The organism is Bacillus cereus group sp. MG1 (assembly GCF_040460035.1).
Lineage (GTDB): Bacteria > Bacillota > Bacilli > Bacillales > Bacillaceae_G > Bacillus_A > Bacillus_A cereus.
Genome location: NZ_JARVGY010000001.1, coordinates 477,271 through 494,077 on the forward strand (window position 1 = coordinate 477,271; position 16,807 = coordinate 494,077).

The following is a 16,807-nucleotide window of genomic DNA, read 5'->3' on the forward strand; positions in this document are numbered from 1 at the left end:
TTACATAAAACTACAAATCATTATTTACTGTATTGCCCTTAGTTACGGAAACAATTATACTAGATATAATCAAAATAAATAATCTGAATATTCTCAGAATTAAAGGTGGAAGTTTTACTATCTACAAATAGAATTAGAAATATGTCCACTAAATAGATTAGAAAACGATAATAACATTAGGAGGATTACGATGCCCCAGCTTGATTCATTACATCCCACTGTAGAAAAAATAATCAATAATATTGAAAAAATAATGGTCGGAAAACGAAAAGAAACCATCTTAGTTTTGACAGCTCTCTTAGCTGAAGGTCATGTCCTATTAGAAGATGTTCCTGGTGTCGGGAAAACAATGCTAGTACGTGCTCTTTCTAAATCCATTGATGCTGATTATAAGCGAATTCAATTTACACCTGATTTATTGCCGTCAGATGTAACAGGAGTTTCTATTTATAATCCGAAAGAGCTCCAATTTGAGTTCAAGCCTGGACCAATTATGGGTAATTTTGTACTTGCTGATGAAATTAATCGTACATCTCCAAAGACACAATCTGCTTTACTTGAATGTATGGAAGAAGGCAATATTACAATAGATGGCATTACAAGGCCTTTACCAAAGCCGTTCTTTGTCATGGCTACACAAAATCCGGTCGAATATGAAGGAACATATTCTCTACCAGAAGCTCAACTCGATCGTTTCTTATTGAAACTAAAAATGGGATATCCTACACCAGAGGAAGAATTTGAAATTTTAAACCGGATGGAAAAAACAAATCCACTCTCTCAATTACAGACCATTACTACAATAGAAGAATTACTTTATTTACAACAAAGCGTACGGGTAGTAAGTATGGACAAAGCAATTAAGCATTACATTGTAAAGCTTGTTAATCAGACTCGTACGTACAGTTCTATACAGCTAGGTGCAAGTCCACGTGGCTCAATTGCTTTAATGAAAGCTTCACAAGCTTATGCATTTATCCATGGCAGGAATTATGTTATTCCAGACGATGTTAAACTTTTAGCCCCTTACGTTTTAGCACATAGACTCATTATAAAAATGGAAGCAAAATTTGAAGGAATAACTGGCGAACAAGTTATCGCAAAAATCGTTGCACGAACTACCGTGCCTACTCAAAGGGCGATGAACCCTTGATGAAACGAATGCTGCGAGCACTATATCACGTTATGAAGTTATTGCTACTCCCTTTATGCCTAGTCTTAACATTTGTGTACGCTATGTTTCAAGGAGGGTTTGTCAGTTGGTTTTTATTTTACAGCATAATTCCCATTGCTCTTTATTCGCTACTACTCCCCTTCTACGCTTTACGGGACGCTGAAGTAAAGCGAATAACAAACCAGAATGGATATGTAGTAGGAGAACAATTTGTAAGCACGATTACAATAAAAAGAAAATTTCCTTTTCCCTTACTTTATTTAGTTATAGAAGATGAACTGCCACCACAATTTATAAGTTGTAAACAAATAAAGATGAATAAGGTAGTACTCTTCCCAGGATTGGAACGAAATATTTCGTTTCAATATGTTATTGACACAATCCCTAGAGGCGAGCACACTTTTTCAAGCGTACGTGTCAAAACCGGCGATTTATTCGGCATGATAGAGAAAGAAGCAACTTTTTCAGTTCCAGATACATTTTTAGTCTATCCCCAGTATGTAGATATAGCGTATCGACAATTGGAAAATCATTTCGAACAAGGAGCGCTTTCAGCAAATATAAATTCAGCAAAAGACTCTACAATCTCTGTCGGTGTCAGAGACTATAAACCTGGTGATCGCTTTTCATGGATTGATTGGAAAGCAACTGCACGAACAAACAATATTATGACAAAAGAGTTTGAACAACAGCGCAGCCATAATATCATGATATTCATAGACAGAAACGAGTCTCCTCTATTCGAATCAGTCGTCACATTTACTGCCTCTATTGTAAGGGCTGTCTTGAAACAAAATTCACCAGCATCATTCGTGTCTATCGGAAAAGAACAAACTATTTTCCCTTTAGACAATGGAGATACGCAGTTACAACAAATCCTTTGTCATTTAGCAAAAGTACAAGCAGACAGTGTATTTCCGCTCTCCCAGAGTGTAGACATGGAACTAAGAAAAATTTATGAGCCCGTCACGGTTATACTCGTGACCAGTAATCTTTCTCCCGATATTCAAAAGGCGGCTGATTGTGCTGCTATAAGAAATAGAAAATGTATGGTTTTTGTCGTGAAAGAAAAAGCGAATCAACTTTCACACCGAGAACTCAGTATACTAGAAACTCTAAAAAAACGACAAATATTTGTAAACACGGTTTATGAAAACCGGTATACAAACGTGTTTTTTGAGGTGAGCAAATGATGATATTACAAGCAAAATACAAGTGGGATACGAACAGATTCTTCATGCATGCATGTGTATTTCTTCTTTTACTAGAATGGCTAAGACCTCTTATAGGCATTACAAATGTAGGTAGATTAGATATTTTCGTAACATTTATAGGAATTTGCTTCGCTCTCTCTTTTTTTCAAACGAGGTGGCAGATTCCTATAAAAATTGTCACAGTCTTATTTATCATTCATTCCCTATATTATAAAAATGCTTTTATAAATCCATCTTGGCTAACAACATTCTTTTCTAATATGTTTCGAAATTCCTCCCTGTTTTTCCAAGGGAATTTACTAGATATTTCTCCAGTTTTTCCGACGGTTTTATTTTTTCTCTCATTTTGGTTTTTGAGTTCTTTCACTTCATTTTGGATTATTCATAAAAAACGTGGGTTTCTATTCCTTGTATTGACTATTATTTATATCGCAACTTTTCATAACTTACATTTATACAATGCAAACTACGCTATTATTCGTACTGTTGTCATCGGCTTTTTATGCTTAGTCTTCTTCAAGTAGAACGAATAAAAGAACGTGAACACTTACAAAATTATGCTAGAGAAATCTCAAAATTACTTAGACCACTTACAATATTTATCGTATTATTAGCAACCATTGCATACTTTGCTCCAAAATTTGGCCCTCAATGGCCAAACCCAATGGATTTTTTAAAATTCAACACATCTGAAGCAAGTAAAGAGCAAAAAGTTTCTACAATTGGGTATGGTTTAGATGACTCGCGATTAGGCGGTCCTTTTAAGGCGGATCCTACAATTGTTTTCACAGCACGAACGCAAAACAAACAATATTGGAGAGTAGAAACAAAAGATTTTTATACAGGAAAAGGCTGGGAAATTTCTGAAAATCCGAAAAAGATTTCTTTTAAAAATAAAAACGACGTCGTAAGCTGGTACGAACAAAATACAAAAATGAAAACGACTGAGGCAACAATTACCATGCAAAAAAGTTACCCTCATCTTACCTATCCAGCAGGATTAGTATCAGTTGAGGCTGCTTCTGATGTATCATACAGTGTTGACCCGTTTTCAGAAAAAATTTATACAATGAATGGAGACTCTTCTACTACTTTACATTCGTATAAAGTAACATATGAGATCCCTGAGTTTTCCATAGAAAACTTGAAAGCTGTAAAAACAAATGAAGGTCAAGAAACAAATCCTTATTTTATGACAAAGTACACACAACTTCCCAAGTCATTACCACAGCGCGTAAAAGACTTGGCTGTCAATCTTACAAATGATAAAGACAACCGATATGATAAAGTATTAGCTATTGAAAATTACTTTACAGACAACTCTTTTACATACGAATCAACGAATGTCTTATTCCCTGCCAAAAGCCAAGATTATGTAGATCAATTCCTTTTCGATACAAAAAGCGGCTACTGTAATAATTTTTCGACGTCTATGATTGTACTACTTCGTTCTGCCGGGATTCCTGCTCGCTGGGTAAAAGGCTATACAGAAGGAACTCTTGACAATACACTTGCCTCTGCAGAAGGTGAGAATGTTTATACAATCACGAACGATAACGCACACTCTTGGGCCGAAGTATATTTCCCAGGATACGGATGGATTCCATTCGAACCAACAAAAGGATTTACTAATCCCTATAATTTTATAAATAATACGCCTGCTCCTATTTCACAAAATAGCGAAGCAAATAATTCTAATAACACGCAAATACAACAACGAAATAATGAAGCAAAACTTAAAAGTTTAATAGAAAATACAGAAGAAGCTTCTACTAAAAAGGTCACAAATTCTCAAACTAGTTTTTCTTGGTGGTACGTATTCCTCTCTACGATACTAATTAGTATTATGGGATACATTCTCTTCACCACTAGAATGATATGGAGGACATTTCTTATTATTCATTTCTATAAATACCGAAAAGATGATGCTGTTTATCAAAAAGCTTACGGTGCACTTTTAAAACAATTTGCGAGAATTGGCATGCCACGGGGTGAAAGTCAAACATTCCGAGAATACGCTCTCCATATCGATACACTTTACAACTCGGCCGATATGCAACAACTTACTGCCAGTTATGAGAATGCTATGTATAAACAGGGGCAGGTTGCAGCAGAATGGAAGAAAACCGTACACTTATGGGAAGTGCTTATGAAAAAAGCAGCTTCTCTACCTAAATCAGATGACTTTGATACAGTAATTTAATCTTGAAAATGTGAGTTTAAAGAAAACGTCTCAAAGAACTACATTGTTCTTTGAGACGTTTTTTAATAAAGTGAAACTCCTAATTATTCTCCAAGTACCTTCTCAATCTCAACCTCTAAATCTACCGGCTTCGTCTGCGGCGCAAAACGCCCTACTACTTTCCCGTCTTTTCCGATTAAAAACTTCGTAAAATTCCATTTCACTGCTTTCATACCGAGTAAACCTGGTGCTTGTTCTGTCATGTATGTATATAAAGGATGAGCCTTATCACCTTTCACATCAACCTTTGCAAACATTGGGAAGTTTACACCGTAGTTTAATTCACAAAAACTAGTAATATCCGCTTCTGTACCTGGTTCTTGTCCTCCGAATTGGTTACAAGGGAATCCGAGTATTTCAAGTCCTTGGTCTTTATATTTATCATACACCTCTTGTAATCCTTTATATTGCGGTGTGAAACCACATTTACTAGCTACATTTACAATAAGAAGTGCTTTTCCTTCGTAATCTTTTAACGATTTTTCTTCACCGGTAATTGTTTTAGCTGAAAAATCATAAACTGTCATTGTCTTTGCCCCTCTCTTCACTATCATTCTATGTTTATACTATACTACATTCGTGAATATACATCTCTTATTACGTACTTATAAGATATAATGATAACGCTTTATTTCCGTTCAAAATTCGACACATACTACTAGACTTTTATGATGGAAAGTTTTACAATTGAAATGTGAACAAAATGTGACAGTTTATATTCCATTATAAAAGAAAAGGATGGTGTCCATTATGAAAACTGCACAACATGAAACGATTTCAAATCGCGAGTTTTATTTCGTACTATATATGATGTTATTGTATGTTACTGGCTGGGTAATCGATGTAAATGGTTTATTCTTAAGCTCCTACTTTAATTTAGCAGGAGAGATTATGCTTCCATTAGTAGGCGGGATTGTTGGACTGTTCATTATGTCTATTAATAAACAACAAACGAAATAATAATATTACAAAAAGGCAGAAGACGAGCTTCGTTTTCTGCCTTTTTTCTATTTTATCGTATAATAGAAACATGCAGTATATAAGGAGTGGTAAATATGAAAAAAGTAGAGCAATTATCTTCTCACCTATATCTTATTGATGATTTCGATTTACAGCATAATGAACGAACAGGTACGTACGTTTTATTAGGTGACGATATTACTTTAATTGAAACTTGTGCAGCCCCTTCTCTTCCGTATATTTTAGACGGCTTACAACAATTACATATTGATTTAAACGATGTTAAAAACATTATCGTTACACATGTGCATTTAGATCACGCTGGCGCAGCTGGTTTAATGATGGAGAAGTGCCCAAATACTACGTTATATGTGCATTCTCGTGGTGCTCGTCATATGATTGATCCAACAAAACTCATTTTAGGTGCAAAAGCTGTATACAAAGAAGATTTTGATAAACTATTTGATCCAATTCTTCCTATAGAAGAAGAACGTGTTCGTATTGTACAACATGGTGATACGTTAAAAATTGCCGAAGAACGTATCCTTACATTTTATGATACACCGGGGCATGCTAAGCACCATATTAGCATTCACGATTCATTAACAAACGGGATTTTCACTGGTGATACAATTGGAATTTATTATAGAGAACTCGCAAACGTTGGTGTAGAACTGTATCTACCATCAACGTCCCCTTCACAATTTCAACCAGATGCGATGATTGCTTCTAAAAATCATATTCAAAGTATGGATGTAGATACTATTTATTTCGGTCATTACGGCGCATCCTCTCATGTTACAGAAGTATACAATCAACTGGAACATTGGCTACCTATTTTCGTTCAGACTGGTAAGGAAGTCTTTGAAAAGTATAATGATTTCGATGAAGCGACTAAAGCTTTACAAACTTTGTTAATGGATAAAATATCTTCTCATCTTACAAAGTTAAACGTTCCATCAGATCATTCCGTTTATAATATTTTACATCTAGATATAGAAATTAGTGCAATGGGCATTATTGATTATTTCACGAAGCAAGAAAAAGCAAACTCCACTATTAACTAACAGTAAAAGAAGAGATATACAACAGTAGTTATTGTATATCTCTTCTTTTTTTTGAATATATTTTGAGTAAAGGATGGTGGAATATAATGCAAAAAGTGATGCTATACCTCTGCTTTACATTATTTATCGTCTTATTATTATTTGTAGGAGTAAAAATTCAATTTTATTTAGATACAGACACGCAAGTGAACTTTAACGTTTATCCAAGATTATTCTACTTTACACTCTTCCCTCTTATAGTTGGCATTTTATTACGATTCCTTCAATCTATTAATCGCGAAACAAGTAAACAAAACTGGAGCTTTCAACCGGATAAATTTATTGCTATTACAGTGCCTACACTATTCATTTCCTTTTCCCCAGCACTACTCTTTTCACCACTTGCAGAATACCTACCTTATTTAGTTAATATTATTCTAATAAATACAACTTTTGTTACGATAATTAGTTTAATAGCTGGTTATTCCCTTTTAGATTGTTTTATACAAAAAGATAATGCAAATATGAAAAAGTATAATTGAACACTCTTTTTTGTTTCAATAAAAAAGCTCAAAGCTAAGAAGGCTATGAGCTTTTCTAATTATTGCACCTTTTCATTTGCATATTCCATAAACTGCTCTGCTTTAATAAATCTTTCTTTGTACGCTTCAGGTACTTCTTCTATTGTTATCCCCCCACTCGATTTCGTTTTTACTAAAACGGTTTGATATGACATTAATGCTTCCATATATTGTTCATACTCTTCAGGAGTTAATACCTCTTTACTAGACTTATGGCCATTTAATTTATCAAAATACGGATGAAGCTCCATTACCACCTTTTTCAATTCCTCTTTTTTAGCCGGTAATAATTGATCATAATCAATATTACCGTTCGAATCTCCGTACGCAAACTTTGCATTAGTTAATTTTTTCAGTTCTTTTGTAAACTCTTCATATTCCTTCGAACCCATTTCATCTTTCGCTTCTGATAATTTTGCATTAAAACGCATATACGTTTCTAATGTCATTGCTCCGGCATGTTTTTTAAATTCTCAAAAGATCCATATATACCATCCGCCATAATAGATTGGTACGCAAAACCTGTCGTCGGGATTAAAAGAGCTGCTGCAAGTACTCCTGCGATAAGGCGTTTCTTCCTCTTACTCCGCCCGTGCTTCATTTTTATTTGTACAATTACTTTTTCTTTTAAATCCGGCGGGGCAACAATACCCTTTGCTTCTTCTTGTATAGATTCCCTAACTCTACAATCTAAACTCATTTCACATTCCCTACCTCTCCTAAAAAGATTTCTTCTACTTGCTCTTTTTGACGTAGTTTCTTTAATGCCGCATGAATTCTAGATTTCACAGTACCAATTGGAATATGTAATATTTGTGCTACTTCTTCTTGTGAATAATCATGTAAGTATCTTAAGATAATAACTTGTTTCAATTTATACGGTAATTTATGAATGAGTTCAATTAGTTTTTGGTTTGATATTTTACTTACAACATCGTTAGAAAAATCAATTTGCACTGACTTTCTTTGCTCTTCTGCTTTTTTTATAATTCGTAGTCGCATCCACCTCTTTCTTCTATAAGAGTGAATTTGTTTAATCGCAAGTCCAATTAGCCAAGGACGAAATGGCTTCTCGCTACCATACTTACGAAGCGATTCATATAGTTGTATGTATATTTCTTGAACGACATCATCTACATCCGTTTTATCCTCTATTAAAAAATGTGCTGTTTTATATATTTCTTGAATCGTTTTATCATACAACTTGCTATATGCTTCTTTATTTCCTGATAAAGTTAATTGGATTAAATGTGCGTAATCTATTTCACCCTTCATATTCCAGCCCTCCTTTGTCTTACACTATATATTGGCAGGTAATTCATATTTCTTTCGATTTTTTAAAGTTTTTTTATATAAATTAATATTATGATTCATTGAGTTCATAAGCTTCACTTATAACCACACATAACTATTATATATTTTTCCAATTTCTGATAAAGATTTAAAATAATTTATATAGTCAAATTTAGGAGGATATATGATGAAAGCTATCGTTGTAACGTCGTTCGGTGGTCCTGAAGTGATGAAATATACAGATTTGGATATACCGGCTATTTCAGAAGATCAAGTTTTAATTCGCGTTGTTGCTACTAGTGTAAATTTCGCTGATATTAAATTACGTTATGGTAAAAAAGGAAATAAAGCACTACCTTTTATTCCAGGTATAGATGCCACTGGTATTGTAGAACGTGTCGGTTCTCATGTGAAAAATATTCACCCTGGACAACGTGTCATTGCTTTTCCTCAAAATGGATCTTACGCAGAATACGTTGTTGCAAATGAAAATCTTACTTTCGTATTACCCCATGAAGTTGACTTTCAAACTGCAGCCGCTTGTCCAATCGTATCTTTTACAAGCTATAATTTACTCGCAAATGTTGCAAGGCTTCAACAAGGTGAATCTGTACTCATTCATGCGGCTGCTGGCGGAATTGGCACTACTGCTATTCAACTTGCTAAACTATTAGAGGCTGGAGCTGATTATGTTATTTGTCATCAAGATGAAGATTTTGTAGAGAAAGTCAATGAACTGACAAATGGTGAAGGGGTTGATGTAATTTTAGACTCTATTTCTGGAACGGTTTCTGAAAGAAGTTTAAACTGCCTTGCTTATTACGGTCGCCTCGTTCATTTCGGTAATGCTAGCGGTGAAATTGGTAACTTTCAAACGAAAGATTTACATGCAAGTTGCCGCTCTATACTCGGTTTTAGCTTTGGAAACACACGAAAAAAGCGTCCTGAACTGCTCCAAGAAACTGCAATGAAGTTTTCCGTTATTTGCGTGACGGACGTTTACAAATTAAGGCTACGAAATCTTTTCCACTTCAAAATGCAGGGAAAGCACATGAATGGGTCGAAAGTAGAAAAAGTACAGGGAAAGTAATACTAACCGTTTAGTCCTCTTCCTGAAATGAATACTGGAAACAGAGGTGGCATTCATGGGATCACGAATTATGCATGTTATTATCGCTAGTGGTATTGCTGAGAAACTATCAATTCACGATAAGACTTCTTTCTTACTTGGAGCTGTAGCCCCTGATGCTGTTCATTCAAAAAAAGAAAAAGGAACCTCACATTTTTATGCCGGTACAACGAAGAACTATACGAGAAGAATAGATTATGATTCATTTTTTCATAAATATGAATCACATATAGATTCCCCATTTATTTTAGGCTATTATACCCACCTCATTGCCGATGATAATTGGCTAAGTGGATTTTTTCTACCTTGGCTAAAAAATAGAATAGAGAATGACGAAACTATCGCACCCCTGTACTATAACGATTTTAAATTGTTAAATGCAAAGTTGCTTCATCATTACGATCAAGAACAACAGCTTTTCTCTCTTCTCAATCAAGAGGCTCACATTGTGGATATTGAAGAGGTTTCTAGAGAAAACGTTTTAGCTTTTCGAAAGTATCTTTTTGAAGATATGTTGTATCCAAAGCAACATTTGCCTGAAGACTTACAAGTATTTACGTTTGACCAAATCGTTGGCTATATTGAGACAGCTATTGAAAAAGGAGTATTTTTTATTAAACAACTCTCTAATGAAAAATCCACTTCAAAAATTTAATCCCCCTCAAATATATTTGAGGGGGATTTTCACATAGCAATATTATTATTGGTTCTTCTCCATAACCGCAAAATAATTCCCTTCGCTATCAGCAAAGTTAAACACTTTACCAGAAGACATAGTTACCATTTCTCCAACAGTAACATTTTTATTTGTTAAATCTGTATATAGTTGATCAAGATTTTCTGAGAAGAACATTAAAGACGGTGTACCAAGATTCAATTCTGGGCTCATTTTCGAAATAACTTCTTTATTATGTAATATAATGCTCGTTTCCGCACCGCTTTTCGGAGCGATTTCAATCCATCTCATTCCTTGCTTATTATCTTCCTCTGCAACTACATGAAACCCTACCTTCTCCGTCCAAAAATTTACTGCCTCATCTTGATTATTTACATATAACATAATTTGTCCTACTTTATGGATCATTACATTTCCCCCTAATGGTTTTTATATTCTATGTAGCTTTCTACAAATACTATCGTTATTCCTTTTGAGTTGGTATGTACTTCTTTGCAAAATTTATCGACTGACTCATCCCATCCAGTTCATCAAAATAATCATTTCTTTCAATCATGTTATATCCGTCGAATCCAATTTTATCTAATACTTTGAAGAATATATCGAAATCTACTTCACCATTCCCTGCTGCGACTTCTATATACTTAGTTGAACGATCACTTTTCACTTCTTTACAATCTTTAATATGAGTTTGTACTATATAATCTTTTAATAGTAATAAACCTTCTCCCGGATTTTCATTTACATCACTTATTAAATTTGCTGGGTCAAAGTTAACAGCTAGTCCTTTCGAGTTTGCAGTTTCTAAAAATCGTTTTAATACTATTGCTTTTTCAGATCCCGTCTCAATGGCGAAGAATCCTCCAAATCTGAACGCTAAGTCCCCTATTTCATTACAAACACGTAGCATTTTATCATAGTACTCACTATTTTCATCATCAGGGATTTTCCCAATATGGGCTGTTACTATGTTAGCTCCTAACCTTAACCCTTTATCAGTAATATATTTAAAACTCTCTATTACACATTCAGCTTCAGTTCCTATTATTCCATTTTCTCCGAAGCTAATTGCTAATGACGGGACTTGAATCTCATTAAAAGATAAGTTTTCTTTTAATGTATTCCATTGTATCTTTGAGATGTTAGCTAAGTTGAAAGTCGGATTCATAGCATATAATTGAATATATTCTAAATCCCATTCCCTTGCTTTTTGTATTCCTTCGTTTACTTCAATATATTTTGTATTCAAAAACATTCCTAATTTCCTATCCATATGTGTACCTTCTTTTTATTATTTCGCATCATTTTAATATTCGACTTTTTTATATTATTTCCTCGTATAAACCAAATAAATAAACTACCCTTTTTTCGATACTCCCAGTAGAAGCATATATATGATAGGCACATTAAAAACACTAATACAATTTAAAATGTACCCTATAGAATAGACACTTGAAAAAAGTCTATTCTATAGGGTATTTCTTGTATAATAAAAGGAAAATTGGGATCGGAGAATGTTGAAAATGACAAAAAAACTATTTACAGAAAGAGAAATTCAAATTCTATCAAATAACCTATACGTAAAATCTGTAAGTCAGAAAGGTATCACTTATACAGAGGAATTTAAGCATATTTTTATTGAGGAAAATGAAAAAGGAAAGCTACCTCGAAATATTTTTGAAGAATGTGGTTTTGATATAGATATGATTGGAATGAAACGAGTTATGTCATCGGGAAGTAGATGGCGTGCTGCTTATAGAAAAAATGGTGTATTGGGTTTAAGGGATACACGTATCGAAAACGCTGGAAGAACTCTTGAGAGAGAGCTTACGTTAGAAGAAAAGTATGCCCGTTTAGAAGCCGAACGAAACTTACTAAAGGCGGAAAACGAATTGCTAAAAAAAATCAAACTTATGGAAGGGAGGATGAGAAGGAAATAACACTACCACCTAGTCAGAAATTCATCTTGATTCGTTCTGTCATCATGAAATACAACTTAAGGAATATGGTCAGTCATTTGTGTAAAGTAGCTGGTGTATCCCGTTCGGGATACTATAATTACTTTTCAGTTTCATCTCAAGAACAACGGAAACAAAAGAGTGATCGAGATGAAATCTTGAAGGAAACCATATTAAAAGCACTTCGATTTAGAAATAGAAACAAAGGGGCTCGTCAGATAAAGATGACATTGGCGGGTCAGTTTCAAGTTGTCTACAATTTAAAGCGTATCCGTAGAATTATGAAGAAATACGAGATTATCTGTCCGGTTCGCAAAGCGAATCCTTATAAAAGAATGCTTAAAGCTACAAAAGAACATCGAATAGTACCAAATCAATTAAATCGGGAATTTAAACAAAATACCCCAGGGAAAACACTTCTTACAGATATCACCTATTTAGTTTACGGTAAGAATCAAAGGGCCTATTTATCTACAATTTTAGACGGCTCAACTAATGAAATTTTAGCTTACCATGTTTCAGAACAGATGACATTAGAGCTCGTAACGACAACTCTCCATAAACTAAAAAGGAATCCGCGGATTCGATTGACTGAAGGTGCTTATATTCATTCAGATCAAGGATCCCACTACACAAGCCCTACCTATCAAAAGCTAGTTAAAAAGCTAAACCTAGGACAATCCATGTCAAGAAGAGGAAACTGTTGGGATAACGCCCCACAAGAATCATTTTTTGGTCATCTGAAAGATGAAGCTCATATAAAACCTTGCGTGTCCTTTAATGAATTGAAACAAGAGATTAAGAAATATATGACGTATTATAATCATTATAGATATCAATGGAATTTAAAAAAGATGACTCCTGTTGGATACAGAAACCATCTTCTTGATGTTGCCTAACTTTTTTCAAAATGTCCTTTACAAAGGGTACAGATTAATTCCCATTATCACTTGTTTACAAACAAAAAAGACGTAACTACAAATAGTTACGCCTTCTCCATCATTTATCTAGGCTTTTTCTTCCCAGTAAATGCTGGTTTCTTTTTCTTTGGTGCTTTCGGTTTCGTTTCTACGAATGATCCTTTGAACATTTCTTGCTTCGTAAATACGATGCCTAGTTTTTTCGCAAATTGCAGTAATTTGCGCTCTTCTTGTGGAGTTACAAGAGATACGACAGTTCCTTCTTTACCCATACGTCCAGTACGTCCTGAGCGGTGAATGTATTGGTCTACTGTGTCTGGTAATTCTAAGTGAATTACATGTGTTAAATCGTCAATGTCGATACCGCGCGCTGCAATATCAGTAGCAAGTAGAATTTCTAATTTCCCTCCGCGGAAAGCACGCATTGTCGCTTCACGCTCTTGTTTACTTGCTTCTGCATGAAGAGCCGCCGCTTTCATTTTACGGAATTTCAATTTCTCAGTAATTTCATCTAAACGGAATGGATCGTTTAAGAAAGCAACTGCTTTTACATCGCCCATATGCATAATTCTTCTTACGTAATCATTTTTTTCGCGTCGCTCACAAATGATATACGTATGCTCAACTAAGCTTTTTGATTCTGCACGTGTTACACGTACTAATTGTGGTTCCACTGCTAAATCACGTGCCGCATCTTCTGCCGCTTTTGTCATTGTCGCCGAGAAGAATACTAATTGACGATCGCGCATCGTTGATTTAATTACATCTTGCACTGCGCCCATCATTTTTTGCTTTACAATTTGATCAAACTCATCAAATACAATTGTTTTTACTTCATGCATTTTTAGCTTTTTCATACGAATTAATTCTAAAATACGGCCTGGTGAACCGACAATTACTCTTGGGTGTTTCTTTAATTTTTCAACTTGGCGCTTAATATCTGCACCACCAATTAAAGATGCACCTGAAATTTCAGTTCCTGCTGTAAACTTTTGAACCTCTTCATGAATTTGCATTACAAGTTCACGTGTTGGCGCTAAAACAACAACTTGTGGCTGTTTTACTTCAGGATTAATTTTATGTAAAAGTGGTAATAAGTACGCTAATGTTTTTCCTGTTCCAGTTGGAGATTCAGCTATAACGTCTTGTCCTTCTAAAATAGTTGGAATCGCTTGTTTTTGAATTTCAGTTAACTCTTTAAAACCAGCCTTCTCCCAAGCTTGTTGTAAAAATGGTTGCATATCTTTTATCATTTGTTTTTCTCCTTTATCTCTATTTTTGAAGAAAATGCTGTATTGTTCGCACCGTTTCTATCATGTGTGAAATAACAGCTATTAAATCATCAACATGGTCTTCTGTAATCGCTTTTTGAAATAGAACCTCTACCTTATTATGATATGAAATCGCTTGCTTATTATATTCGTATGAAACTTTCTGCATAATCATTCTTTCTTTTCCCCATATAGAACGCATTAATGTTTCAATTCCTTCGCATTTTACTTCTGGTTGTTCTAACGGGAATAAAAATGCTAGCTTCATTTCACAACCTGGTGTAAACTGAGGCACTTCTAGTATTTCACCAGACAAGTTCTTTGCATCCACAGATAATGAAAATGTTGCTTCTACTAATGGTTCAAACGGTTCTGTTAATTGAAATGAGATATGATATATACGACTTAATGAAGCAAGATCCATCATATCTTTTCGATCTGTTACAAGAATATCTCCATGTAGATCAAAATCATACACAGCACCTTCTACGATTACTTTTAAATTGTCAAAAGCAGTTGGATCAAACATAATTTCCTCCAAAAAACAGGCGCCTTTCGATGGAAAGGCGCCACTTGATGTATATATAGTTTACAGATAAACGAGATGAATTACAACCTTTTAGAATAAACCTACTGCTTTTCCATCTTCATTTACATCCATTTGAAGTGCTGCTGGTTGTTTTGGAAGACCTGGCATTGTTAACATTGTACCTGTTAACGCAACGATAAAGCCTGCGCCGATAGATGGTTTTAACTCACGAATTGTAACGATAAAGTCAGATGGACGACCTAATTTTGTTGCATCGTCAGAAAGAGAGTATTGTGTTTTCGCCATACAAACTGGTAGGTTACTCCAACCTTCTCCTTCATATTGAGCTAATTGCTTACGTGCTTTCGGAGCAAATTCAATATCTTTTGCGCCATATACCTTTTGAGCAATTGTACGAATTTTTTCTTCTAAGGGTAATTCTAATTCATAAAGTGGTGCGTAGTTGTTTTCACCTTTTTCGATTTCTTTTAGTACTTTTTCAGCAAGGTCAACTCCGCCTTGGCCACCCTTCTCCCAAACTTCTGTTAAGGATACTGCATAGCCACGCTCATTACACCACTCTTGTAAGTATGTAACTTCTGCATCTGTATCTGTAATGAATTTATTAATTGCAATTACGAAAGGCACACCGAAGCTTTGAATTGTTTCAACATGCTTCTGTAAGTTTTCCATACCTTTTGCTAATGCATCTACATTTTCTTCTTTTAATTGATCTTTTGCAACGCCACCATGCATTTTAAGCGCACGAATCGTCGCAACAATAACAACTGCTTCTGGTTTAATGCCAGCTGCACGAGCTTTAATATCTAAAAACTTCTCAGCGCCTAAATCAGCACCGAATCCAGCTTCTGTAATAACATAATCACCTAATTTTGCTGCCATTGTTGTAGCGATAACACTGTTACAACCGTGAGCGATATTCGCAAATGGTCCGCCATGAATGATAGCTGGTGTATTTTCTAACGTTTGTACTAAGTTCGGCTTTAATGCGTCTTTTAATAATAGTGTTAACGCACCTTCTACACCTAAATCTTTAACCGTTACAGGTTGATTTGCAAAGTTATAGGCAACTACGATGCGAGATAAACGTGCTTTTAAGTCTTGAATATCTGTTGCAAGGCAGAACACGGCCATAATTTCAGATGCTACTGTAATGTCAAAACCGTCTTCACGTGGTACACCTTGTACAGGTCCACCAAGACCAATTACTACGTTACGAAGGGCACGATCATTTAAGTCAACGCAGCGTTTCCAAACGATTTTACGCGTATCAATTCCAAGTGTGTTTCCTTGTTGGATATGATTATCAATAAACGCTGCTAATGCGTTATTGGCAGTTGTGATCGCATGGATATCTCCAGTAAAGTGAAGGTTAATGTCTTCCATTGGTACGACTTGTGAAAAACCGCCACCCGCTGCTCCACCTTTTAATCCCATCGTCGGTCCAAGAGATGGTTCACGAAGTGCAATTACTGTTTTCTTACCAATTTTGTTAAAAGCTTGACCTAAACCAACTGTTACTGTTGATTTACCTTCTCCAGCTGGAGTTGGGTTAATTGCTGTTACTAAAACAACTTTACCGTCTTTCCCATCTTGTAAGCGCTTAAAAATATCAAGAGATAACTTACCTTTATAATGCCCGTATGGCTCTAATTCATCTTCTAAAATATTTAAATCAGCTGCAATTTCTTGAATCTTCTTCATACTCGCTTCTTGTGCGATTTCAATATCGGATTTCACTGTTGTAGTAGTTGTCATATACCCTAGTCCCCCTTTAATTGGTTCTGATGATA

Annotated in this window: 14 protein-coding genes and 3 pseudogenes; 9 read left to right on the plus strand and 8 right to left on the minus strand. The window is 34.9% G+C overall.

Going from position 1 to position 16,807, the window contains the following annotated elements; translation table 11 throughout:
• Positions 1-190 precede the first annotated feature (190 nt).
• The 3 genes and pseudogenes from QCI79_RS02255 to QCI79_RS02265 all read left to right on the plus strand — a co-directional run bounded on the left by QCI79_RS02255 (position 191) and on the right by QCI79_RS02265 (position 4,591).
• Positions 191-1,153, plus strand: coding sequence for an AAA family ATPase (locus QCI79_RS02255; RefSeq protein WP_001135816.1), 963 nt, complete (start codon positions 191-193; stop codon positions 1,151-1,153).
• Positions 1,153-2,367 carry a DUF58 domain-containing protein gene (locus QCI79_RS02260; RefSeq protein WP_000827540.1) on the plus strand — a complete coding sequence of 405 codons (1,215 nt, stop codon included), beginning with the start codon at positions 1,153-1,155 and terminating at the stop codon, positions 2,365-2,367. Before QCI79_RS02255 ends, QCI79_RS02260 begins: the two co-directional genes overlap by 1 nt.
• Positions 2,364-4,591: pseudogene (locus QCI79_RS02265) on the plus strand (transglutaminase TgpA family protein). Before QCI79_RS02260 ends, QCI79_RS02265 begins: the two are co-directional and overlap by 4 nt.
• Before the next feature lie 83 nt (positions 4,592-4,674).
• On the opposite strand, the gene bsaA reads toward QCI79_RS02265, so the two are convergent.
• Positions 4,675-5,157 (minus strand): glutathione peroxidase, encoded by a 483-nt coding sequence (gene bsaA, locus QCI79_RS02270; RefSeq protein ID WP_000219434.1) that lies wholly within the window; start codon positions 5,155-5,157, stop codon positions 4,675-4,677.
• 223 nt (positions 5,158-5,380) lie between these two features.
• Between bsaA and QCI79_RS02275 the strand changes: the two genes are divergently transcribed.
• The 3 genes from QCI79_RS02275 to QCI79_RS02285 all read left to right on the plus strand — a co-directional run bounded on the left by QCI79_RS02275 (position 5,381) and on the right by QCI79_RS02285 (position 7,178).
• Positions 5,381-5,590 (plus strand): DUF3925 domain-containing protein, encoded by a 210-nt coding sequence (locus QCI79_RS02275; protein WP_000844984.1) that lies wholly within the window; start codon positions 5,381-5,383, stop codon positions 5,588-5,590.
• A gap of 95 nt (positions 5,591-5,685) precedes the next feature.
• The gene (locus tag QCI79_RS02280; protein WP_000754973.1) at positions 5,686-6,657 is read left to right on the plus strand and encodes an MBL fold metallo-hydrolase; all 972 of its coding nucleotides are present in this window, start codon (positions 5,686-5,688) and stop codon (positions 6,655-6,657) included.
• 86 nt (positions 6,658-6,743) lie between these two features.
• A complete protein-coding gene (locus QCI79_RS02285) occupies positions 6,744-7,178 on the plus strand; it encodes a hypothetical protein (protein ID WP_001174543.1) in 435 nt (144 codons plus the stop codon).
• 59 nt (positions 7,179-7,237) lie between these two features.
• Here QCI79_RS02285 and QCI79_RS02290 read toward each other — a convergent pair.
• Positions 7,238-7,917: pseudogene (locus tag QCI79_RS02290) on the minus strand (DUF3600 domain-containing protein).
• Positions 7,914-8,492, minus strand: coding sequence for a sigma-70 family RNA polymerase sigma factor (locus QCI79_RS02295; protein WP_000675562.1), 579 nt, complete (start codon positions 8,490-8,492; stop codon positions 7,914-7,916). The pseudogene QCI79_RS02290 and the gene QCI79_RS02295 overlap by 4 nt, the downstream one beginning before the upstream one ends.
• A 205-nt stretch (positions 8,493-8,697) precedes the next feature.
• On the opposite strand from QCI79_RS02295, the pseudogene QCI79_RS02300 reads away from it, so the two are divergent.
• Both QCI79_RS02300 and QCI79_RS02305 read left to right on the plus strand, forming a co-directional pair.
• Positions 8,698-9,614: pseudogene (locus tag QCI79_RS02300) on the plus strand (quinone oxidoreductase family protein).
• A gap of 41 nt (positions 9,615-9,655) precedes the next feature.
• Positions 9,656-10,294, plus strand: coding sequence for a zinc dependent phospholipase C family protein (locus QCI79_RS02305; RefSeq protein ID WP_021727824.1), 639 nt, complete (start codon positions 9,656-9,658; stop codon positions 10,292-10,294).
• 45 nt (positions 10,295-10,339) lie between these two features.
• Here the strand turns inward: QCI79_RS02305 and QCI79_RS02310 are convergent, their stop codons facing one another.
• Together QCI79_RS02310 and QCI79_RS02315 are read right to left on the minus strand one after the other, a co-directional pair.
• On the minus strand, positions 10,340-10,723 hold the full coding sequence (locus QCI79_RS02310; protein WP_000581468.1) for a VOC family protein: 384 nt from the start codon (positions 10,721-10,723) through the stop codon (positions 10,340-10,342).
• A 55-nt stretch (positions 10,724-10,778) separates the two neighbouring features.
• A complete protein-coding gene (locus QCI79_RS02315; protein WP_000375221.1) occupies positions 10,779-11,588 on the minus strand; it encodes a sugar phosphate isomerase/epimerase family protein in 810 nt (269 codons plus the stop codon).
• Between the two features lie 241 nt (positions 11,589-11,829).
• Here QCI79_RS02315 and QCI79_RS02320 point away from each other — a divergent pair.
• Positions 11,830-13,172, plus strand: a protein-coding gene (locus QCI79_RS02320; protein WP_087942833.1) for an IS3 family transposase whose coding sequence is annotated in 2 segments (ribosomal slippage) — positions 11,830-12,211 and positions 12,211-13,172 — 1,344 coding nt in all. Because the reading frame shifts where the segments join, the coding sequence is not laid out codon by codon here.
• Between the two features lie 104 nt (positions 13,173-13,276).
• Here QCI79_RS02320 and QCI79_RS02325 read toward each other — a convergent pair.
• From QCI79_RS02325 to QCI79_RS02335, 3 genes are all read right to left on the minus strand, one after another.
• A complete protein-coding gene (locus QCI79_RS02325; protein ID WP_000588613.1) occupies positions 13,277-14,446 on the minus strand; it encodes a DEAD/DEAH box helicase in 1,170 nt (389 codons plus the stop codon).
• Between the two features lie 19 nt (positions 14,447-14,465).
• Complete coding sequence (locus tag QCI79_RS02330; protein WP_000460206.1) at positions 14,466-14,993, minus strand: hypothetical protein; 528 nt, start codon at positions 14,991-14,993, stop codon at positions 14,466-14,468.
• Between the two features lie 90 nt (positions 14,994-15,083).
• Positions 15,084-16,772, minus strand: a complete 1,689-nt coding sequence (locus QCI79_RS02335; RefSeq protein ID WP_002194954.1) for a formate--tetrahydrofolate ligase — start codon at positions 16,770-16,772, stop codon at positions 15,084-15,086.
• Between the last annotated feature and the right edge of the window lie 35 nt (positions 16,773-16,807).